Origin of the sequence: Ruminococcus sp. AF31-8BH (assembly GCF_003460605.1) — a bacterium.
Taxonomy (GTDB): domain Bacteria; phylum Bacillota; class Clostridia; order Lachnospirales; family Lachnospiraceae; genus Blautia_A; species Blautia_A acetigignens.
In genome coordinates this window covers 483,462-505,376 of sequence record NZ_QTVN01000001.1, presented here as the reverse complement: position 1 = coordinate 505,376, position 21,915 = coordinate 483,462, and the positions used below count along the sequence as shown (strand labels likewise).

20 protein-coding genes are annotated in these 21,915 nt (G+C 42.3%); 15 read left to right on the top strand and 5 right to left on the bottom strand.

Annotated features, from left to right (window positions below):
- Positions 1-20: 20 nt before the first annotated feature.
- The 5 genes from DWZ38_RS02280 to dnaA all read right to left on the bottom strand — a co-directional run bounded on the left by DWZ38_RS02280 (position 21) and on the right by dnaA (position 6,836).
- Complete coding sequence (locus DWZ38_RS02280) at positions 21-2,660, bottom strand: tetratricopeptide repeat protein (RefSeq protein ID WP_021924416.1); 2,640 nt, start codon at positions 2,658-2,660, stop codon at positions 21-23.
- A 52-nt stretch (positions 2,661-2,712) separates the two neighbouring features.
- The gene (gene recF, locus DWZ38_RS02275) at positions 2,713-3,804 is read right to left on the bottom strand and encodes a DNA replication/repair protein RecF (RefSeq protein WP_021924415.1); all 1,092 of its coding nucleotides are present in this window, start codon (positions 3,802-3,804) and stop codon (positions 2,713-2,715) included.
- Position 3,805: 1 nt separating this feature from the next.
- Positions 3,806-4,021 carry an RNA-binding S4 domain-containing protein gene (locus DWZ38_RS02270; RefSeq protein ID WP_021924414.1) on the bottom strand — a complete coding sequence of 72 codons (216 nt, stop codon included), beginning with the start codon at positions 4,019-4,021 and terminating at the stop codon, positions 3,806-3,808.
- 56 nt (positions 4,022-4,077) lie between these two features.
- Positions 4,078-5,193 carry a DNA polymerase III subunit beta gene (dnaN, locus tag DWZ38_RS02265; RefSeq protein WP_021924413.1) on the bottom strand — a complete coding sequence of 372 codons (1,116 nt, stop codon included), beginning with the start codon at positions 5,191-5,193 and terminating at the stop codon, positions 4,078-4,080.
- 278 nt (positions 5,194-5,471) lie between these two features.
- Positions 5,472-6,836 carry a chromosomal replication initiator protein DnaA gene (dnaA, locus tag DWZ38_RS02260; protein ID WP_117849613.1) on the bottom strand — a complete coding sequence of 455 codons (1,365 nt, stop codon included), beginning with the start codon at positions 6,834-6,836 and terminating at the stop codon, positions 5,472-5,474.
- Positions 6,837-7,654: 818 nt separating this feature from the next.
- Here dnaA and rpmH point away from each other — a divergent pair.
- The 15 genes from rpmH (at position 7,655) to DWZ38_RS22630 (ending at position 21,888) form a co-directional block, all read left to right on the top strand.
- The gene (gene rpmH, locus DWZ38_RS02255) at positions 7,655-7,789 is read left to right on the top strand and encodes a 50S ribosomal protein L34 (protein ID WP_005423866.1); all 135 of its coding nucleotides are present in this window, start codon (positions 7,655-7,657) and stop codon (positions 7,787-7,789) included.
- A 122-nt stretch (positions 7,790-7,911) separates the two neighbouring features.
- Positions 7,912-8,310: a ribonuclease P protein component gene (gene rnpA, locus DWZ38_RS02250; protein ID WP_021925156.1), complete on the top strand. Its 399-nt coding sequence runs from the start codon at positions 7,912-7,914 to the stop codon at positions 8,308-8,310.
- 33 nt (positions 8,311-8,343) lie between these two features.
- A complete protein-coding gene (gene yidD / locus DWZ38_RS02245; protein ID WP_021925157.1) occupies positions 8,344-8,568 on the top strand; it encodes a membrane protein insertion efficiency factor YidD in 225 nt (74 codons plus the stop codon).
- A 152-nt stretch (positions 8,569-8,720) separates the two neighbouring features.
- Entirely contained in the window at positions 8,721-10,004 is a 1,284-nt protein-coding gene (gene yidC / locus DWZ38_RS02240; RefSeq protein ID WP_117849673.1) for a membrane protein insertase YidC, read from the top strand.
- Positions 10,005-10,029: 25 nt separating this feature from the next.
- Complete coding sequence (gene jag, locus DWZ38_RS02235; protein WP_117849610.1) at positions 10,030-10,998, top strand: RNA-binding cell elongation regulator Jag/EloR; 969 nt, start codon at positions 10,030-10,032, stop codon at positions 10,996-10,998.
- A 123-nt stretch (positions 10,999-11,121) separates the two neighbouring features.
- Positions 11,122-12,495, top strand: coding sequence for a tRNA uridine-5-carboxymethylaminomethyl(34) synthesis GTPase MnmE (gene mnmE / locus DWZ38_RS02230; protein WP_117849671.1), 1,374 nt, complete (start codon positions 11,122-11,124; stop codon positions 12,493-12,495).
- 31 nt (positions 12,496-12,526) lie between these two features.
- Positions 12,527-14,410, top strand: a complete 1,884-nt coding sequence (mnmG, locus tag DWZ38_RS02225) for a tRNA uridine-5-carboxymethylaminomethyl(34) synthesis enzyme MnmG (protein ID WP_117849608.1) — start codon at positions 12,527-12,529, stop codon at positions 14,408-14,410.
- A 55-nt stretch (positions 14,411-14,465) separates the two neighbouring features.
- Positions 14,466-15,200: a 16S rRNA (guanine(527)-N(7))-methyltransferase RsmG gene (gene rsmG, locus DWZ38_RS02220; protein WP_117849605.1), complete on the top strand. Its 735-nt coding sequence runs from the start codon at positions 14,466-14,468 to the stop codon at positions 15,198-15,200.
- Between the two features lie 192 nt (positions 15,201-15,392).
- Complete coding sequence (locus DWZ38_RS02215; protein WP_117849603.1) at positions 15,393-16,481, top strand: ABC transporter ATP-binding protein; 1,089 nt, start codon at positions 15,393-15,395, stop codon at positions 16,479-16,481.
- 3 nt (positions 16,482-16,484) lie between these two features.
- Entirely contained in the window at positions 16,485-17,348 is an 864-nt protein-coding gene (locus DWZ38_RS02210; RefSeq protein ID WP_117849601.1) for an ABC transporter permease, read from the top strand.
- A gap of 14 nt (positions 17,349-17,362) precedes the next feature.
- On the top strand, positions 17,363-18,901 hold the full coding sequence (locus DWZ38_RS02205) for a GldG family protein (protein ID WP_117849598.1): 1,539 nt from the start codon (positions 17,363-17,365) through the stop codon (positions 18,899-18,901).
- Entirely contained in the window at positions 18,901-20,706 is a 1,806-nt protein-coding gene (locus DWZ38_RS02200) for a DUF4340 domain-containing protein (RefSeq protein ID WP_117849595.1), read from the top strand. The genes DWZ38_RS02205 and DWZ38_RS02200 overlap by 1 nt, the downstream gene beginning before the upstream one ends.
- Positions 20,707-21,177: 471 nt before the next feature.
- Positions 21,178-21,435 (top strand): transposase, encoded by a 258-nt coding sequence (locus DWZ38_RS22640; RefSeq protein WP_243000121.1) that lies wholly within the window; start codon positions 21,178-21,180, stop codon positions 21,433-21,435.
- Complete coding sequence (locus tag DWZ38_RS22635) at positions 21,326-21,760, top strand: hypothetical protein (protein WP_243000128.1); 435 nt, start codon at positions 21,326-21,328, stop codon at positions 21,758-21,760. Before DWZ38_RS22640 ends, DWZ38_RS22635 begins: the two co-directional genes overlap by 110 nt.
- On the top strand, positions 21,664-21,888 hold the full coding sequence (locus DWZ38_RS22630; RefSeq protein ID WP_243000120.1) for a hypothetical protein: 225 nt from the start codon (positions 21,664-21,666) through the stop codon (positions 21,886-21,888). The genes DWZ38_RS22635 and DWZ38_RS22630 overlap by 97 nt, the downstream gene beginning before the upstream one ends.
- Positions 21,889-21,915 lie beyond the last annotated feature (27 nt).

Genomic DNA, 21,915 nt, shown 5'->3' with positions numbered 1-21,915 from the left:
CACCACTGCTCTGTCATTATTTATTTCGCAAAATCTTTCTCATAGAGAACCGTAAATCCATCACGGTCCACTCTCTTTTTCTTGTTGAACTTCAGAAGTCCGCCCTGAGATTTCGCCATTGCAGTGTCAAGCATTTCCTTCACTGCACCGATGTTCATTGGCTGGTCTTCCTTCTGGTTCACACCAATCAGATTATACAATGCAAGCATTCCCATCTGATCGATCTTAAATCCATTTTCTTTCGTATAAACTCTTGCGAAGTTTACAAGCTCGTCATTGGTAAATACCGGAATGTTGATCATGGACGTGAATTTCTTCGCAAATTTCGGGAATCTGGCAATCAGCTTGCGCATTCCGATCTTCTCATCCTCAATGATCACAGTAAGTCCGTCTGTACGGAACTCCATAGCTTTATCCAGAACCTCCACTGTCTCTGCAGTAAGCTGGTTGGCATTCTCAATAACCAGGAAACCGCCGCGAAGCTTATTCACTACTTTCGCAATCTCCATATCGTTCAGCTGGTCTGCAAATACATATGCCACCTTGGATGCCGGCAGATTCAGTTCTTTACAGATTGCCGGAATCAGGCTTGCGATCAGTCTGGTCTTACCTGTCTCCTTGCCGCCCATAACAATGACGTTTCCAGTCTTGGAGGTCTTGTCAGCTGCTGCCATCTGCACATCGCAAAGTGCACTGATCAGCTGTTCCTTCATTCCCGGAACCTTTACAAAGTATGTAAACAGCTTCTTCTCATCATCTGTAAGAGTTTTCTCCCTCGGAATAATATCTGACGGATTATTTTTCTTCTTCGGCTGGATGGAATCGATGAACTGCTCCAGTTCCTCTTCCTCACTAAGAGGTGCCTTCTCAGCTTCTTCTTCCTCATCTTCAGACTCGTATTCGGAATCCTCGTCATACTCATCGTCTTCAGAATCATCATCCACTTCTTTCGCATCCTCTACGGCTGCAATATTGGGAACTTCGTCTTCATCCTGTCCCATGCTTTCCTTAAGCATATTGGCAATGAACTCGTCCTCAGACATAGCTTCATCTGCATTTCTGCGTCCAGCTGGTCCGTTCATGAATTCATCCTCTGCTGCCTGAAGATCTTCCTCACTTAAAAATTCCTCTTCTTCAAGCTGTACAACAGGTTTTTTCTTCTTATGGGATTTCTTCGGAACTTCTTTTGCAGCCTCTGCAATTTCCTCGTTCTCTTCCTCTATTTTTGCTTCATCCGGATGCTCGTCCGGAATCTCAATTCCCTGTGCGGATGCAGCAGCAAGGATGGTATCCTCAAGATTGAAATCCTTCAGATCAGCTTCCGGCTTCTCTTCTTCCGCTGCTTCCTCTTTTTCTTCAGAGTCATCGCCAAAAAGATTATTCTGTGCAGGTGCCTTTGGAATTTCCACTTCATCCGGATTCATATTCTTCATGGATTCCGGAATATTCAGGGTCGGCATTTTCAGAGGTGCTGCCTCCTGGGACTCCTCTTCTGTTTCTGTGGTGTCCTGCTCTGCTTCAACCGATTCTTCTGCAGTTTCTTCAGCATCTGTTTCTGCTTCAGCAACTTCCTCTACAGCTTCTTCTGTATCCTCAGTAGTCTCAGGCTCTTCAACACTTTCACCTTCCGCAGCCTCATCTGCACTGCTGTCGGCATCAGCCTCAGAATCCTGCTCTGCTGGATTCTCCTCAACTTCAACCTTTTTCTCTTCTTTCACCTTTCCGGTCTCCGGCTCAAGCTCCGGTACGCTTGCGTACTCTTTCTCAGTTGCTGGATCACGGAGCATTTCTTCCTGAACTTCTTCGCTTGTCACAGAAGAAGCCATGCTGTCTTCTGTCTCTTCCATCTTGCGGCTTCCGAAAATATCACGAAGACCTTTGGAAATCTTATCCTGGAGACTCTCCACCTCATCCAGCTCTTCAGACTTGATCTGAATGCTCTCGATTTCCTGCTCACCTGATTTAGTCTGAGGCTCAGCAGACTTTTCTTCTGCCTCTACCTTGATGCTGTCCACATCCTCAGGCTTCAGAAGCTTGGGCACAAACTGCTGCTCATAGCGCTCTTTCTCTTCACCCTTAAGGGCACCCATACGCTGCTTCAGGTCCATGGCTTTCATAACATAGCTGCCTTCATTAAACCAGAGGATGATCTCATTGCAAAGCTCAAGACATTTCTCTTTGTCTCCGTCCTGATAATACAGTTTGGCAAGCTCATAGGACCATTTCTCGGTAAATTCCTTCTCCTTATAGTCCTCCAGAACCTTGATCTGCTCTGCGAGAGGTGCTTTCTTCTCTCTCAAAATTTTGTACTTCAGAATGTACTGGGTATTGTCATTCGGCGCAACCTCTCTATACTCCTCATAGTATTCCACCGCATCGGAAACATCTCCCATTTTCAGTGAAACCTCTACCAGGCGATAAAGAATATTCTTGCCAATAGAAGCTCTGTGATAAGCAAGGAGGAAAATTTCCTTACTGTCCTCATAGCGCTTATTGGCTGCGTAAATCTCACCAACCACACAAAGTGTCCGAACATTTTTTACCCGGCGCCAGTCAATGCTGTCGACTACATTCATAGCGCCTTTATAATCTTTCTGTTCTACTAAATGGTTAATCTCTTCAAGTTTAACCCGAAATTCTTCTTTATCCAAAATTTTCACCAACTTTCCATAGTTACTGCAAGTTTAGCATAACCTATTCTACTTCGCAAGCTTATTTATGCGGCAAATAAACCTGTCCCGCCACAACATGAAAAACTTTATTGATCTGAAACTGATGACTGATAAAATCATCCAGGCCAGTGCATGTGATCATGGTCTGGATATCGTGTATGCTTTCAAGAAGATAATTCTGCCTGCTGCTGTCCAGCTCGGAAAGCACATCATCCAGAAGCAGTACCGGTTTGTCGTGAACGATCTTCTCCACCAGATAAATCTCCGAAAGCTTCAGGGAAAGCGCAGCCGTCCTCTGCTGCCCCTGTGAGCCATACTTGCGGATATCAATTCCATTTACCGAAACCATCAGGTCATCCCTGTGCGGTCCCGAAGATGTCATTTTCATCCGAAGATCCCGGTCACGGTTCCGCCAGAGACTCTGCTCCAGCTCTTCACTCTCCACACTTGGCTCATAGATCACTTCTATATTCTCAATGCCGCCAGTAAGATTCCGGTGAATTTCCCTGATGATCTCATTCAGCGCTTCCACGAATTCTCTTCTTTTTTCAATAATTTTCCGTCCATAGGTAACCAGCTGCATGTCCCATACATCCAAAGTGGAACCAAGTTCTGGCTGCCTGTACATGTCCTTCAGAAGCTTATTTCTCTGATTCAGAACGTGGTTGTAGTCTGCAAGATCCGTGAGATACAGCTTATCCAGCTGGCAAAGCTCTGCATCCATAAACCTTCTTCGCTCTCCCGGTCCGTTTTTGATAATGTTCAGATCCTCCGGGGAAAAGAAAACCAGGTTCACCACTCCCAGCAGTTCCCTGGCCTTCTTGATGGGAAGTCCGTTGATTGCCACACCTTTGGCTTTATTTTTCCGAAGGTGCATGTCGATCTTGTAGGTCATGGAATCCTTTCCTACCATCATCCGGATATGGGATTCCTCCTGGTCAAACCGAATAATTTCTTTATCCTTGCTTCCTTTGTGGGATTTGCTCGTCCCGCAAAGATAGACAGATTCCAGAATGTTTGTTTTTCCCTGGGCATTGTCCCCGTAGAAAATATTCGTTCCTTTGTCAAAAGAAAGCTCCAATGACTCATAGTTTCGAAAATTGCTTAATTTTATGGATTCAATATAAGCCATATTACTCGTTTCCTGACAGAACCTTCACATCCTGGCCGTTATAGGAAATAACGTCACCGCCATAAACCTTGCGGCCTCTTCTGGTGTCCACTTCTCCGTTTACTTTCACAAGCCCGTCGTTAATCACATATTTGGCTTCAACACCATCGGAAACAAGGTCAGCCAGTTTCAGTGCCTGGCCCAGCTTGATAAATTCATCTCTGATTCTGATTTCCAAAAATATACCTCCTGCTGCCCTTTCGGCAGCCTTTCCTGTCTTACCAAAAGCCAGCTTTATCTTGCCTGGTTCTGATTTATATTAACTGGTAAGATTAGATATGTGTAAGTTTCCTCTTCATCTCTGATAAAGCACGGTGCCTTCGGGTTTACCAGATAAATGTCGATCATTTCATCATCAATAACCTTAAGGGCATCGATCAGGAACTTGGGATTAAATCCAATCAGGATATCTTTTCCCTCTTTCTCAATATCAATGTCCTCATTCATGGAACCCATAGCGGAATCAATCTTCAGCTCCATATTGTTATCTGTGATATGAATAATGATTGGTTTCTTGTCTCCCTCTCTTACAAGAAGTGTGGCACGATCGATACAATCCAGAAATTCCTTTTTGTTTATGGAAAGCTTGGTCTCATAATCACTGGAAAGCATCTGGTCAATACGGAAATATTCGCCCTCGATCAGACGGGAAACTACCATTGTCTGGTCAAATTCGAATAAAATATGGTTATTTGTAAAGTAAATACTTACCACATCATCCATTTCTCCGGATAAAATCTTGCTGATCTCGTTCAGAGTCTTGCCAGGAACCACAACTTTGCGGTCAGAATAGTCTTTCTTGAGAGGCATTTTGCGGATCGCAATACGGTGTCCATCCAGGGAAACAATTTTCAGACAATTGTTCTTAATTTCAAACAGCTCACCAGTCATTAATTTGTTGTTATCGTTGACTGCAATTGAGAATATTGTCTGATAAATCATATTCTTTAATGTATATTGAGAGATAGTTAAGGGGTCATCTCGCTCAATCATCGGTAAATATGCGAAATCTTCACCAGATTTTCCTGGAATATTGAATTTTGCTTTCTCACAAGTGATGGTTGCAGTGTATTTATCATCTGTTTTGATGGTAACATCGTTGTCTGGAAGTCTGCGGATAATCTCATAAAAGATCTTTGCATTCAGAGCAACCATACCTTTTTCTTCTATAGAACCTTCAACAATTGTTTCGATTCCAAGTTCCATGTCATTGGTTGTAAACTTGATCTGGTTAGCAGTTGCATCAATCAGAATACATTCCAGAATTGGCATTGTTGTTTTGGAGGGTACAGCTTTTAATGAAATGCTGACGCTCTTCAACAGGTTTGTTTTGGAGCAAATGATTTTCATAATGTGTATAACTTCCTTTCTGGAGAAAATGGGTTTTTTATTAAATATATTTAAGAAGATATCCGCAGTATCCGCCGTAGGGGGTGTGAATATGTGAAAAACTCCCTTCCGCCCAGTGATTAAAAGGGTTTCGGATATGGATAACTTCGTGTAAAACTATTGGATTAGGGTGTGAATAACCTGTGTAAAACCACATTCGCGATTTTTAAGGCAAAAGTTATTCACATTAATACACATAGTATCAACATCTTATACACATGAAATGTGGAAAAAATGTGTTAAGTTTGTGGATTAATTTTTTTCTTTAAAGTATCGATTGTGCTCTGCAGCTGTTCGTTGGTCTGGAGCTCCTTTTCAATCTTCTCAACACCGTGCATAACGGTTGTATGGTCACGATTTCCAAGATACTGTCCTACATTTTTCAGCGGGATCGCCAGAATTTCGCGGCAAAGGTACATGGCAACCTGCCTTGGCATAACAATCTTGGAACTTCTCTTATTTCCGCAAAGGTCTGCAGTGCTTACATTATAATGCTCTGCTACCATAGATATAATGTAGTCTGCGGTAATCTGTTTGGTTTCATTGGGGGCGATGATATCCTTCAGTGCCTGCTCGGCCAGCTCAAGAGTTACCTCTTTTTTCTCAAGCTTTGCATATGCAACTACTTTATTAAAGGCACCTTCCAGCTCACGAATGTTGGATTTGATGTTATTGGCAATATATTTGATAACATCTTCGCTTACGTTGTAGCCGTCCATGTCTTCCTTCTTATGAAGAATAGCCATTCGGGTTTCGTAATCCGGTAAAGTAATGTCTACGATCAGGCCCCATTCGAATCTCGAACGGAAGCGCTCGTCTAAAATCTCCATATCCTTCGGCGGTTTATCGGAAGATATGATAATCTGCTTGTTAGCACTGTAGAGACTGTTAAATGTATGGAAAAATTCCTCCTGAGTGGATTCTTTTCCTATAATAAACTGAATATCATCAATAAGAAGGACGTCGATGTTACGGTATTTCTCACGGAATTTGCTCATAGCGGTATTGTTTCCGTTACGGATCGTCTCGATTAGCTCATTGGTAAATTCCTCGCTGGTAACATAGAGAACCTTGCTGTCATCATCATTTTCAATAATAAAGTGGGCGATGGAATGCATAAGGTGGGTCTTGCCCAGTCCTGCTCCACCGTAGATAAACAGCGGATTGTAGGTATTTCCCGGAGATTCCGCTACGGCCAGGGCTGCTGCCTGTGCCAGCTTGTTGTTACTGCCCACAATAAAGGTATTGAATGTATATTTCGGGTTCAGATTTGCTTCTTCGCATCTGTCCTTAAAACGGTTATTCTGATCAGGTGTGGATTCGGAAGTGGATTTCTTGGTGGGAACATCTTCTGGAAGGATAAATTTAACTTCACAATCCGTCATTCCGGTAACTTCGCTTATTGTAACCTGCAGAGGCAGCTTATAATTCTTATTAATATAGCTTAAACGTACCTGATCAGATGCGATAATGGTAACCACGTTTCCACTTACATCGAAAACCTTCAGGGGTTTCAGCCAGGTATCGAAGCGAACATCGGAAAGATCGTGCTCCTTTTTCACAATTTCCAGGATTTCATCCCATTTTTCTATTACTGTGCTCATGTTTTCCTCCCGTAACACATCTGATTTATAAACATATCGAGGGAAATAATCGGTTTCCCCGATACAGAAGCCATTAAAGGACATAAATATCCTTATATATATTATAATAAATCACGTTTTTTAGCAATGAGAAATTCTTATATAAATAAGAAAATTATGCACATTTTCCGGATTTTTTACGAAAAAATGGAAGAGTAATCCACATAAAGGTGGAAGACCTGAGGAGATAGGGTAAAAATGTAGCAGAACGCGGAAAAAAAGAAAAAATAAAGGAAGAATCGTGTAGAATTGTCCACAATACATCCACAATTAAAGAAAAATACAGTGGATAATGAAAAATTCCCATGGAAAACCAGGAGGATATCTTGTGAATAACCTGCAAAGTTATCAACATTTTGTGTGTGGATAAATGTGGATAACAAGGTTGATAACTAAACTGGTTACCATAACATGGTTTTACAGGTTTCAATAATTGAAATTTATGTGCATAACTCTATCCACTGTCGAAACCCCTCGAAAGATGCTGTTTTTTGTAATAAATGCGTAAAAATCAACATTAAAAAGTGGATAGTTTTGCAGAAAATCCACGGGTTATCCACAAGTTATCCACAAAATGTGGATAATGTTACGTAAACCTCAAAATTAGGACAAGTTATGCACAGTGTGGATAAATAAGTGGATAACTAAAAATATATAAAAATTTTAATTTTGCAAGAATTTTTGCTTGACGAGGGACGCATTTATGAATATAATTGAAATGATGTTCTGATTAGGTTAATAATTTTAAATTCCATATAGATAAAGGAGGTGCTTTACCTATGAAAATGACATTTCAGCCGAAAAAAAGATCAAGAGCGAAAGTCCATGGCTTCAGAGCTCGTATGAGCACAAAAGGCGGACGTAAAGTATTAGCTGCCAGAAGATTAAAAGGAAGAAAGCAGTTATCTGCTTAAGACCGTTAAGACCGCAGTTTCTGTGGTCTTTTCTTCTATAAAGAAATAATCAGAATATGTCGCCTTATACAGCTAAGATAAAGCGAGTGCGGCATTATGAAAATAAGCAAAAGGAGAATCAGATGGAATACTCAGACTCCTTAAAGAAAAATAACGAATTCCAAAGAGTATACCGAAAAGGAACATCACAGGCAAATCGGTATCTGGTGATGTATGTGCTTGAGAACCATGACAGGCACATGGAGAATCGTCTGGGAATATCAGTAAGCAAAAAAGTAGGGAATAGTGTGGTACGCCACAGAGTCACCAGACTGATCAGAGAGAGCTATCGCCTGAATGAGAGATCATTTCGTCAGGGGCTGGACATTGTAGTGGTCGCAAGGCCAAATGCCAAGGACAGGACCTACCAGGAGATCGAGAGTGCACTTATGCACCTTGCAGGAAGAATGAAGATCCGCCGTGAGGCTGAGGTTCATTCAGAAGAATCAGAGAACGGATCAGGTCAGGCAGGAGAGCAGTAGTACTCGCAGATCGTTCCGTGGGAGGGTCATATTATGAACAGATGGAAACCTAAAAATATTATGATCAGATTGATTCGTCTCTATCAGAAATATATATCGCCGATGAAGAGAACAAAATGTCCTTATATTCCCACATGTTCTCAGTATGGTTTAGAAGCAATCGAAAAATATGGTGCGCTTAAGGGCGGGCTTCTTGCAGCGTGGAGAATTCTGCGCTGTAATCCTTTTTCACATGGTGGATACGACCCTGTACCATAAAAGGTGCTGTAAAGTGTTCTTTTTACAATGATAGATTTATAAGATAATATTTTTACAATAAAAGTACAATAAATGACATTGTAAGCCGGAATTATATACAGCAAAACATTGACAATTGAATAGTTAAAGCCTAGGAGGAAACAAACTTGGATATGATTTTATTAACGAAGAGCAGTATTCCTATTATTGGTCAGCTGGCTTCAATTATGGGCTGGATCATGGATGGAATTTACAGAGTCCTGGATCTGGTGGGTATTCAGAACCTGGGTCTTTGTATTATTATCTTTAGTATTATTATCTATTTGCTTATGACACCGTTGCAGGTTAAGCAGCAAAAGTTCTCTAAGTTAAGCAGTGTTATGCAGCCAGAGCTTCAGAAGATTCAGAAGAAATACAAAGATAAAAAAGACCAGGCATCCATGCAGAAAATGCAGGAAGAAACTCAGCTTGTATATCAGAAATACGGTGTTTCACCTACCGGAAGCTGTGTTCAGCTGTTAATTCAGTTTCCTGTCCTGATGGCATTATGGCAGGTAATTTACAAAATTCCGGGTTATGTTGGAAGCGTAAAGACTGTATTTACAGGTCTTGTCGATCAGATTATTGGCGTAAGCGGATATACAGATCTGATTCAGAATTTTATTACAGACAATAAAATGACCCGTGTACAGCTTGCATTGGATAATGGTAAGGCTACCAGTGATTCTGTGATTGACTTCCTTTATGCATTGTCTCCTTCTCAGTGGAAGGATCTTGCATCTATGAATCAATTCAGCGGATTTTCAGATACTATCAATACAACAGCTGCTGAGATTTCAAAGATGCAGAACTTTTTCGGACTTAACATTGCAGACCAGCCATTGAATTACATTAAGGCTGCTTTTGAAGGAGCTTCCATAGCTTTGGCAATTGCTGCAATTATGATTCCTATTCTTTCATGGGCTACTCAGGTGCTAAGCTATAAACTGATGCCGCAGGCAGCAGCTTCTGGTGACAGTAATGATACTATGCAGGCTTCCATGAAGACTATGAATACAGTTATGCCGCTTATGTCAGCTGTATTCTGTTTTACTTTCCCGGTAGGTCTTGGTATTTACTGGATTGCCAGTGCAGTTGTAAGAAGCATACAGCAGCTGGTGATTAACCGCCTGTTGGATAAGATGGACATTAATGATTTGATTAATGAAAACATGAAGAAGCTTGAAAAGAAGCGTACCAAAGAAGGACTTCCACCGCAGAAGATTACCAATCAGGCAAATCAGTCTACAAAAAATATTAATACCAAGATTGACAAAGGCTCCAGCAATGCAAATGCAGAAGAAAGAGCCAGAAAAGTTGAGGAATCCTACCAGAAAGCAAGAAATGCGAAGGCTGGAAGTATTACAGCAAAAGCAAATATGGTCAGGGATTTTGACGAAAGAAACAAGAAGAAGTAACGGTCGGGAACGGAGGGTTTCATAGATGGAGGAGTTTATCCAGTTTTCAGCAAAAACGAAGAATGAAGCAATCACCAAGGCGTGTATCGAATTAGGTGTGTCCAGTGATCAGCTGGATATTGAAGTGGTTTCTGAAGGTAGTTCCGGATTTTTTGGTATCGGAAGCAAACCGGCAATTATCAAAGCACGCAAGATCAATACTGTTTCTGAAGAGGATGAAATACAGGAAATCGTAGATACTGTTAAGGTTGATGCGATTAAAGAAGAGCACAATAAAAAGCCACCTAAGGCTTTTGCAAAAGCTGAGAAGCCGGCTCAAAAGAGTGAGATGGTGAAAGAAAAAGCTCCTGTAAAAGAGCCGAAAGAGCCAAAACCTTTTAAAGATACAAAGGAAAAACAGCCGCGCCCTGCAAAAGAGAAAAATTTTAAAGAACGTCCGGCAAAAGAAAAACCTGTAAAAGAAAAAATGCCAAGAGAAGAGAAGCCAAAGCAGTCCAAGCCTGTTGAGATCATCACCGATCCGGCTGAGATTAAAGACATTGAGGACAGAGCAATTGCATTCCTTCGCGATGTATTTGCATCCATGAATCTTGGCGAAGTGGAGATCACTTCCAAATACAACACAAATGACGGATGCCTTGAGGTTGCATTTGAAGGAGAGGATATGGGAATCCTGATCGGTAAGAGAGGACAGACCCTTGACTCCCTGCAGTACCTTACAAGCCTTGTTGTAAACAAGGGCAAGACCAATTATATCAGGGTGAAGCTTGATACAGAAGATTACCGCAGACGCCGCAAGGAGACTCTGGAGAATCTTGCAAGAGGAATTGCCTACAAGGTTAAGAAGACAAGAAAGCCAGTTGTACTTGAGCCAATGAACCCATATGAGAGAAGAATCATTCACTCAGCACTTCAGGGCAACAAGTATGTGGAGACTGTCAGCGAGGGCGAAGAGCCATACCGCCACGTTGTAGTAAAATTAAAAAGATGGTAAATGATTAAGTTATTCCAGGTGAAAGATGGAAGAACGGAAGCATTAGGCTTTTGTTTTCATGTCTTTCCCTGGGATAATTTTTTTTGTATAATAAGAGAAGCAATCAAACATGGAGGAAATCACATGAATACAACAATTGCAGCGATATCTACTGCTGTGAGTGCTTCGGGAATCGGAATCATCCGAATCAGCGGCCCGGAAGCCATGGACGTTATATCCCGCATTTACCGTTCCAAGGGCGGGAAAAAGAAGATCAAAGAAGTACCCACCCATACCATTCACTATGGCTATATTTATGATGGGGAAGAAGCGGTAGATGAAGTTCTGGTTATGGTTATGCGCGCGCCCAAAACATTCACAGGAGAAGATACCGTAGAAATTGACTGTCATGGCGGTGTCTATGCCATGAACCGTGTGCTGGAGACCGTCCTGAAAAACGGTGCTAAAATAGCCGGCCCGGGAGAGTTTACCAAGAGGGCATTCCTCAACGGCAGACTGGACCTTTCCCAGGCAGAGGCTGTTATGGATGTGATCCAGGCGAAGAATGAATATGCCCTGAGAAGTTCCATGAGCCAGCTGAAAGGCTCTGTCCAGAAGACAATCAAGGAGATCCGGAATGATCTGATTTATGAAATTGCTTTTATTGAGTCAGCACTTGATGACCCGGAGCACATCAGCCTTGATGGATATCCACAGAAGCTTCTCGGAATTGTGGAAAAAGAACAGAGATCCATCGACGGCCTGTTGAAAACTTCCTCAGACGGAAAGATCATCCGAGAGGGAATTGAGACTGTTATCGTAGGAAAGCCAAATGCCGGCAAGTCTTCCCTTCTGAACCTTCTGGTTGGGGAAAATAAGGCCATTGTAACGGATATTGAGGGAACCACAAGAGACATTCTGGAAGAGTACATCACTCTTCATGGAATCACGCTGAAAATTGTGGATACTGCGGGAATCCGTGAAACCCAGGATGTAGTGGAGAAAATCGGCGTATCCCGTGCCCGTGAGGCGGCAAAAGATGCGGACCTGATCTTGTACGTGGTTGACAGTTCCACACTTCTTGACGAAAATGATGAAGAGATCATAGAGATGCTGAAAGGCAGAAAAGCCATTGTGCTTTATAACAAAACAGACCTTGCGTCTGCAGTAAGCATGGAGGCGCTGGAAGAGAGAACTTCTCATCCAGTGATTCCCATTTCTGCCAAAGAAGAGACTGGAATCACCCAGCTTGCTGAGACGATTAAGTCCATGTTTTTCAGCGGAAAGATTTCTTTTAATGATGAGGTTTATATTACCAATGCCCGCCACAAGGAGGCACTGGAGGAGGCAGCCCAAAGCCTTTCCATGGTGCGAAGAAGCATCGAGGACGGCATGCCGGAGGACTTCTTTTCCATTGATCTGATGGCTGCCTACGCAAGCCTTGGAAAGATTACAGGAGAGGAAGTTGGCGAGGATCTGGTGAACGAGATCTTCAGTAAATTCTGTATGGGAAAATAATGGATGTGTAGATTATACGAGGAGATTGATCATGAAAACACTGGAAGAAAATTATGACATTGTAGTGGTTGGTGCAGGTCATGCAGGCTGTGAGGCAGCACTTGCAGGCGCAAGACTGGGGCTCGATACCATTATGTTTACAGTCAGTGCAGAGAGTATTGCACTGATGCCCTGCAATCCCAATGTAGGGGGCAGCTCTAAGGGCCATCTGGTACGTGAACTGGATGCCCTGGGCGGCGAAATGGGAAAAAATATTGACAAGACCTTCATTCAGTCCAAAATGCTGAACTGTTCCAAGGGTCCGGCTGTCCACTCCCTTCGCGCCCAGGCCGACAAGCAGGCATACAGCAACGAAATGAGAAAGACTCTGGAGAATCAGGAGAACCTGACTATCCGCCAGGGAGAAGTAACCAAGCTTCTTGTTGAGGATGGGAAAATCACCGGAGTGAAGACTTATTCTGGCGCAGTTTACCACTGTAAGGCAGTTGTTCTGTGTACCGGAACTTACCTGAAGGCAAGATGTATTTACGGTGATGTAAGCAATTATACAGGCCCCAATGGACTTCAGGCGGCAAATTATCTGACCGATTCCCTGAAGGAGCTTGGAATCGAAATGTTCCGTTTCAAGACCGGAACACCTGCCAGAATTGCAGGAAATACCATTGATTACAGCAAAATGGAAGAACAGTTCGGTGACGAAAGAGTGGTGCCGTTTTCCTTTTCCACAGACCCGGAGGACGTGCAGATTGAGCAGAAATCCTGCTGGCTGACTTACACCAATGAGACTACCCATGATATTATTCGCGCGAACCTGGATCGTTCCCCGCTGTATTCCGGTATGATCGAGGGAACTGGTCCACGTTATTGTCCGTCTATTGAGGATAAAGTAGTTCGTTTTGCAGATAAAAAGAGACATCAGGTGTTTATCGAGCCAGAAGGCATGTACACAAATGAGATGTATATTGGCGGTATGTCAAGCTCCCTTCCGGAGGATGTGCAGGAGGCAATGTACCACAGCGTACCAGGCCTTGAGCATGCCAAAATCGTGAAAAATGCTTATGCGATCGAGTATGACTGCATCAATCCAAGACAGCTTTATCCAACACTGGAATTTAAGAAAATCAAAGGACTTTTCAGCGGCGGGCAGTTTAACGGAAGCTCTGGATACGAGGAGGCAGCAGCCCAGGGACTGATCGCAGGCATCAATGCGGCCATGGAAGTACTGGGAAAAGACCAGCTGATCCTGGATCGTTCTGAGGCTTATATCGGCGTTTTGATTGATGATCTGGTTACCAAAGAAAACCATGAACCGTACCGTATGATGACCAGCCGTGCAGAGTATCGTCTGCTTCTCCGTCAGGATAATGCGGACCTGAGACTTCGCAAAAAAGGCTGGGAAGTAGGTCTTGTGGATGATGAAACCTATGCAAAAGTAGTGGAAAAAGAGCGCCTGATCAAAGAAGAGATCCAGCGTGTTGAGAATACAAATGTAGGTATGACAGAGGCTGTTCAGAGCCTTCTGGAAAGCAAGGGAAGCACCCCTTTGAAGTCCGGAATCAGCCTTGCTGAACTGATCCGCAGACCAGAGCTTTCTTATGAGGATGTGGCTCCTATTGACAAGAATCGACCGGAGCTTGCCTGGGATGTGCAGGAACAGGTGAATATTAATATTAAATATGACGGCTATATTCGCCGCCAGATGAAGCAGGTAGAGCAGTTTAAGAAGCTGGAAGCTAAGAAGATTCCTGAAAATCTGGACTATGAGAAAGTAAAGAGCCTGCGCATTGAGGCGCGCCAGAAACTGGAACTTTACAGACCGGTTTCCATTGGACAGGCATCCCGAATTTCCGGCGTTTCCCCGGCTGATATTTCGGTACTGTTAGTGTATATGGAGCAGTACGGGAAGAATCATTAATTTGGTACGTTTTAACGGATAAAAATAAAAAGCAGTTTAACGTAAGGAGACATATATGGAATACGATTTAACTCTCTTTGAGAAAGGCCTTGAAGAGCTTGGAATTGCCCTTTCCCAGGACCAGAAAAAGCAGTTTATCACCTATTATGAGTACCTTGTGGAGAAAAATAAGGTGATGAATCTGACTGCAATTACCGAGTATGAGGAAGTAATTCTGAAGCATTTCCTGGACAGCCTTTCGATTGTAAAGGTAAGTAATTTTGACCAGAATAAGCTTGCAGGAAAATCTGTCATTGACATTGGAACCGGCGCCGGATTCCCTGGAATTCCACTGAAAATTGCCTTTCCGGAGCTGAAGATTACCCTTCTGGATTCCCTGAACAAAAGGGTAAATTTCCTGAATGAGGTAATTGAAATGCTGGGGCTTAAGAACGTAACCGCAGTCCACGGAAGAGCTGAAGACTACGCCAAACAGAAAGAGCACAGGGAGAAATACGACTTCTGCGTCTCCCGCGCTGTAGCCAATTTAAGTACTCTTTCCGAGTACTGCATCCCCTTTGTAAAAGAAGGCGGAAGCTTTATTTCCTATAAATCCGGTAAGATCGACGAGGAACTTACCCAGGCCGAAAATGCCGTAAAAATCCTCGGCGGCAAAGTTCAGGACGTGGTAAAATTCCCACTTATGGACACTGATATGGACCGTTCTTTCGTCGTAATCAAGAAGGTAAAACCAACTGCAAAGAAGTATCCAAGGAAGGCTGGATTGCCCTCTAAAGAGCCGCTGGCGTAAGTCTTAAAAAGAAGATTCCGGGCAGATTTTGCTGCCTGGAATTTTTTACTTTCCAAAACACATTTCCAACACAAAATAATCACACTTTTCTCACACAATCATCTAAATTTCCTCACAGTTTGTACATAGAATTATCATAGAAAGTTGTCAGGGATACTCCTGATGCTTGCAACTTGAAGGAGGTAAAGAAACTTGATTGAAGTAAAAAATCTGGTAAAACGCTATGGCGACCATACCGCTGTAGACCACCTTTCTTTTGAAATTGAGAAAGGTAAGATTTACGGATTTCTGGGTCCTAACGGCGCCGGAAAATCCACAACCATGAATATGATAACCGGATATATTGCATCCACCGAGGGAACAGTAGTAATTGATGGTCATGATATTCTGGAAGAACCTGAGGAGGCAAAAAAATGCATCGGATACTTACCCGAAATGCCGCCCCTTTATTTTGATATGACAGTTCTGGAATATCTGAAATTCGTTGCAGATCTGAAGAAAATTCCGAAAGCTAAAAAAGCATCCATGATCGAAGAAATTATGGATATGGTAAAAATCACAGACATGAAAAACCGTCTGATCAAAAACCTTTCCAAAGGTTACAGACAGAGGGTTGGTATTGCACAGGCTGTGCTTGGATACCCGGAAGTCATTATTCTGGATGAGCCAACGGTAGGCCTTGACCCGAAACAGATCAACGAAATCCGAGAGCTGATCAAAGGCCTGAAAAAGAAACACACCGTAATCTTAAGCTCCCATATTCTTTCCGAAGTCAGTGCAATTTGTGATTACGTGCTGATTATTTCCCATGGAAAGCTGGTAGCCAGCGATACACCTGAGAATCTTGGAAAACTGGCAGCAGGCTCCAACAACCTGAATCTTCTTGTCAAGGGTCAGAAAGACACCATCAGAGCCGCTTTAGAGAGCGTAGAAAGCGTGAAAGAGGTTACGGTTAAGAAAGATACAAAGAGCACAGAAGAAGGCGTATACAGCGTCACAGTGGGCACAGAGGAGAATACGGATGTACGTGAGAAAGTATTCTACAGCATGGTAAATGCTGACTGTCCGATCCTTGAAATGCAGTCTAAGAAAGTATCTCTGGAGGAGATTTTCCTTGAACTTACGGAAAGTGAGAAGAAAGATAAAAATCCGGAGAAAAAGAATTCAGGAAAGCCGTTTTTTAAAACCGCTGCAGATGCAGAAAACTATCTGAATGAAAAAGATTCTGGGGAAAGTGAAGCAGAAGAAAACGGATCCGATGAGGAAAAGGAGGAAGAGTAAACCATGCTTGCTATTTATAAAAGGGAGCTGAAAAGCTACCTGACTTCTATGGTTGGATATCTGTTTATGTTCTTTGTACTGCTTATTGCGGGAATTTATTTCTCCGCATATCAGCTTACAGCAGCATATCCAAAATTTGAATACACATTAAATGCTATGACCTTTGTGTTCCTGATCGCAGTGCCGATCCTGACCATGCGTGTACTTGCTGAAGAAAGAAAACAGAAAACCGATCAGCTGCTGCTGACCTCTCCGGTATCTGTGTTCGGCATTGTAATGGGAAAATATCTGGCACTTGTTACCATTTATGCAATTCCTGTTGCAGTTCTGGCAACTTATCCGCTGCTTATGTCAAAGTTCGGAACAGTAGCTTTTGGATCCGCATACACAGCGCTCCTTGGATTTTTCCTTCTGGGCTGTGCAAACATTGCAATCGGCGTATTTTTCTCAGCAATCACTGAGAGCCAGGTAATTGCTGCGGTTCTGACCTTTGTATTTTTGTTCGCATTTTATATGATGAACGGTATTTCATCCTTCTTTTCACAGACCGCAATGTCCACATGCGTAACATTTGGACTTCTGATCATTGCACTGAGCCTTATGATTTACAGCATGATCAAAAATGCAGTGATCTCAGGTATCATTTGTGTAGCTGGAGAGGCTGTGCTGGTGATTATTTATGTAGTAAAATCCAGTGTGTTTGAAGGCGGAATCCAGAAAGTGATGGAAGTATTTAATTTAAGCTCTCACTTTGAAAATTTCACAAACAGTATTTTTGATGTGACTGGAGTATTGTACTTTGTATCTGTAATTACAATCTGCATATTCCTTACCATGCAGACAATACTGAAGAGACGCTGGAATTAAGGAGGTGGGAAGAAATGTTTTTTAGTAAGAAAAATAATAACAATAACAACATAAACGAAGAAAATACGGAAAGTGTAGAGAAGACAGAAAACAATAACAATAGTAGCAAAAAACAAAGGAAAAAGTTTAAAGATACAATTAACAAAAAGTATCTGAAAAATGGAAGCTACAGTTCTATTATGATTGTTGTATTTGTTGCTATCATTATTGTTATAAATATGATAGTTGGAAATCTTCCTTCTAAATACACCCAGCTTGATATCAGCTCCGAAAAACTTTATACAATCGGAGATGAAACAAAAGCAATGCTGAAGGATCTGGACAAAGATGTGATCATATATCAGATTGCCCAGAGAGGAAGTGAGGACGAAAACATCAGCAACCTGCTTCAGAGATATGCAGATGAGTCTGATCATATTACTGTAGAACAGAAGGACCCGGTGGTAAATCCGAAATTTATCAGTGAATACACAAGTGATAATTTATCATCCAACAGTCTGATTATTGTATGCGGTGACAGGAATAAAGTTGTAAATTATAACAATATATACGAATCATCCCTTGATTACAACACATACAGTTATAAGACAACAGGGTTCGATGGAGAAGGACAGATTACAAGTGCCATTGCATATGTAACCAGCGAGAACCTGCCGGTGATGTATACATTAGAGGGACATGGAGAGCAGGATCTGGATTCCACAGTGAAGGAAGACATTGAGAAAGCCAACATGGAGATTAAGTCCCTGAATCTGCTTACAGAGGGAAGCGTTCCAGAGGATGCGAGCTGTCTGTTGATTGATGCGCCTACAACCGATATCTCAGAAAATGAGAAAACAGCGCTGATCGAGTATCTGGAAAATGGAGGAAAAGCAATGATTTTCTCTGATTACACCGGACAGGAAATGCCGAATTTTGACGCTGTACTTGAAAATTATGGTGTAAATCGAGTAGATGGCCTGGTGTTTGAGGGAGATTCCCAGCACTATGCGGCACAGATGCCATATTATCTGGTACCTACCATAAATAGTACAGACATTACTTCTGATCTTGTTTCTTCTGGATATTATATTCTTATGCCATACGCACAGGGAATTCAGAAATCAGAAGATGTAAGAGATACTGTAACGATTGAAAGTCTTCTCACAACCTCTGATAGTGCTTATTCCAAGACGGATGTGAACAGCGGAACTCTTTCAAAAGAAGATGGAGATGTTGATGGTCCGTTTGATCTGGGTGTAAGCATTACAGAGACTGTTGATACTGATAAAGAAACGCACATTATTTATTATTCAACATCAAATTTACTTCAGAGCCAGGTGAACCAGATGGTTTCCGGCGGAAATGAGAAACTGGTAATGGCTTCCTTAAGTGCTCTTGTTGACACGGAGGACAGCACAACAGTCTCTATCCCGTCCAAGAGCCTGGAAGTATCTTATCTGACTTTGACAGCATATGATGCAAGCTTCTGGAAGATCTGTGTGATTGGTTTGATTCCGGGAGCATTCCTGTTAGTTGGATTTATGATCTGGTTAAAGAGGAGAAAAGCCTGATGAAGAAAAAATCTGTAAATCTTATTACAGCAGTGGGCGTTTTGGTTGTTCTCAGCGGAGCTTACGTAGGTGTAAAAACCTACGTGGCGAAGCAGGATGCCGAAGAGGCAGAAGCCGATGAGGAGGAATCTCAGGAGATTATTTCTATTGCGTCCGATGATGTAAAATCTGTTAAATTTGTAATGGATAAAAAAGAAGTTACTTTTGAGAAAGATGGAGATTCCTGGGTGAAAAGCGATGAGACTGCTTTTCCTGTAGACCAGGATAAAATGGATACTCTGATCAGCTCCCTGAGCTCTGTGAAAGCGGAACGAACACTGGAAGATGTGGAAGACGCTTCTGAGTACGAGCTGGATCAGCCGGAAAATACAATCACAGTGACAATGGAAGATGGAAGTGAAACGGTTATTCGCGTTGGCATGGAGAATGATTCTACCAGCCAGGAATACATTGACCTGGATAAAGATTCCTCCACTGTTTATGTAGTTAGCAATTCCACATTCCAGTCCTTTGAAGGAACCTTGTATGACTTTGCTGAGAGCGGAACTTTCCCAACAGTGGATTCCTCCACAATAAGTAAAGTGTCTGTGGATGGAAAAGATTTTTCCTATAGCATTGAAAAGGATGAAAATAACTTCTGGAACATAACAGAAAACGGCAACACGGAAAAGGCAGATTCTGCAAAAACTACATCCCTGACAAGTGCCGTTTCTGGCATGGCATATGCAAGCTTTGTTAACTACGACTGCTCAGATGAAGAGCTTTCTCAGTATGGTTTGGATAAGCCTTATGCTGAAATTACGGTGGATTATCAGGAAGAAGTCGAGAAAGACTCCGCTGATGAGAAAAATGAGGCTAAAAACGGCTCAGAGGACGCTACAGAGGCACCTGAGAATGCGAACCAGGATGAGAAAAAAGCTGCCGATTCTGAGGAGAGCACGGCGGATGACACAGCAGAAAATGATGATGCAGAAAGTGCGAACGATACAGATACAGACGAAGCTACTGCGGATTCCGAGGGAGATGTAGAAGAGGCTGTAGATGAAGCTGACACAGATTCTGAGGAAGAGGTTGAGACCGAGATGGTTGATCGCGAGCTTGTGATTCAGGTTGGCGATGAGTCATCTGACGGCGGACGATATGTACGCGTAAATGACAGCAATGAAATCTATACAATTTCAGAAGATACGCTGGACACCTTCCTGGGAAAAACAGCTGCCGATTTCTGGGATCTGACAGTAAGTTATCTGTCAGTTAATAACCTGGAAACATTGGATGTAAATTACAAAGGTGATGAGTACACTGTAAATGTTTCACGTGAAACATCTTCGGAAGAAGAGGAAAGCAGTGATGAGGCTGATGTAGATAACAGTGCAGATGACAGTGCTGAGGATGCCTCAAGTTCCGCGACTGTAACATTGTCCTATAAATTGAATGGCGCCGAGCTGGACGGTGCTACATTTACCACTTTCTACAATAAACTGATCAACCTGGCTGCACAAAAACGACTTACTGACAAATTTGAGTCAAACGCAGACCCTGAAATGACAGTAGATTTCACAGATGTTGACGGAAATAAAACAACCGTAGAATATTACTCCTACGATACCAATTACTATGCTGCCGTTACAGATAGAAAAACATATCTGATAAACAAAATGACAGCGAAAGAATTATTCCAGGCATTTGAAACTGTTGCAGGGATAGAGGAGAACAGTACAAGTGATACGGATGATAACACTGAAGAAGAGGGAACTGCTGCTTCTAATAGCCTGGCGGAAGACGAAACAGATGCTGCAGAATGATAGACTGCGAAAACGGGTTGGATAAGAAATAAAATAATTTGATGTAGCTGGCTTTTGATGCGGCAAATTTGAAGAACTTCGATGTAAAACTAAGATGCTAGTTTTGCATCGGAGCTCTTTTACTCTTTTGGGTTTCACAAAAAAATAGACATTCTGCGGAAACTTACTTTTGCATCGCGGAATGTGTTTTACTATCATGCATCTTTACTGTTTTTGAATAACTGCGCGTCGCATTCTCGTTACTTCCAGTGATGAGTTAGACGCGCAAATTTTTTTACAAAAAACAGAACAAACGTTTACACAAACAGATACATATGATATAATATTTATATGGAAAAGATATATTTGATATAGATATAACAAACTTTCATATGGTAGGGGATATGGCTGTTCTTTGCAGTATCATCTTGTCTGGTGTACAAAATACAGAAAAAGGTTTTAAAAAATGGAATCGATACAGAATGTAAAGAAATGTTACAGGATCTTGCAGAAGAATATAAATTTCAGATCCTGGCAATGGAGGTGATGCCGGACCATATCCATCTGCTTGTTTACATCGAAGGACAAAAGGAAAAAGAAAAAAGCCTGACAGAAGAAATGGTTTGTTGGAGGAAAAGAGATGCAGACAGTATCCAGCTATGGCGTAGAAGCACGAAAACAGAATATCCCGATCCGCCAGACACTGGGACTCTATCGGTCTGCGGTCAGCTATCTGACAGAAATATATGAGCAGGTGTGGGAAGAACTGGAAGAGATCCCGGATGCTAAAAGGCGTTTTAATGCCGCAGAGCATCTGGTGCATACTACGAAAAAAATCCTGCACGTTTTGATTTTGACTTCCGCTTCCCGAAGATGCCATCCTACCTCAGAAGAGCTGCAATCCGGCATGCATTGGGAAGTGTATCTTCTTACAAAACACGGATGGATCTGTGGACAAAGTCAGGGGAAAAAACAGGGATGCCCAAACTGGTGTATGAGAATCATGCCATGCCTGTTTTTTACCGTGGTGTCATGTACAGAGAGGGAGCAGAAGGAAAAGAGGAAGCATATCTGAAATTGTATGATGGCCATGACTGGAAATGGTTTTGTGTGCGTTTAAACCATACAGATATGGAATATCTTCGTAAGAACTGGTCGGGGAAAAAGGCATCTGCCCCCGATACTGGAGAAAAGACACCATAAATATTTCCTGCGTTTTTCCTATACGAA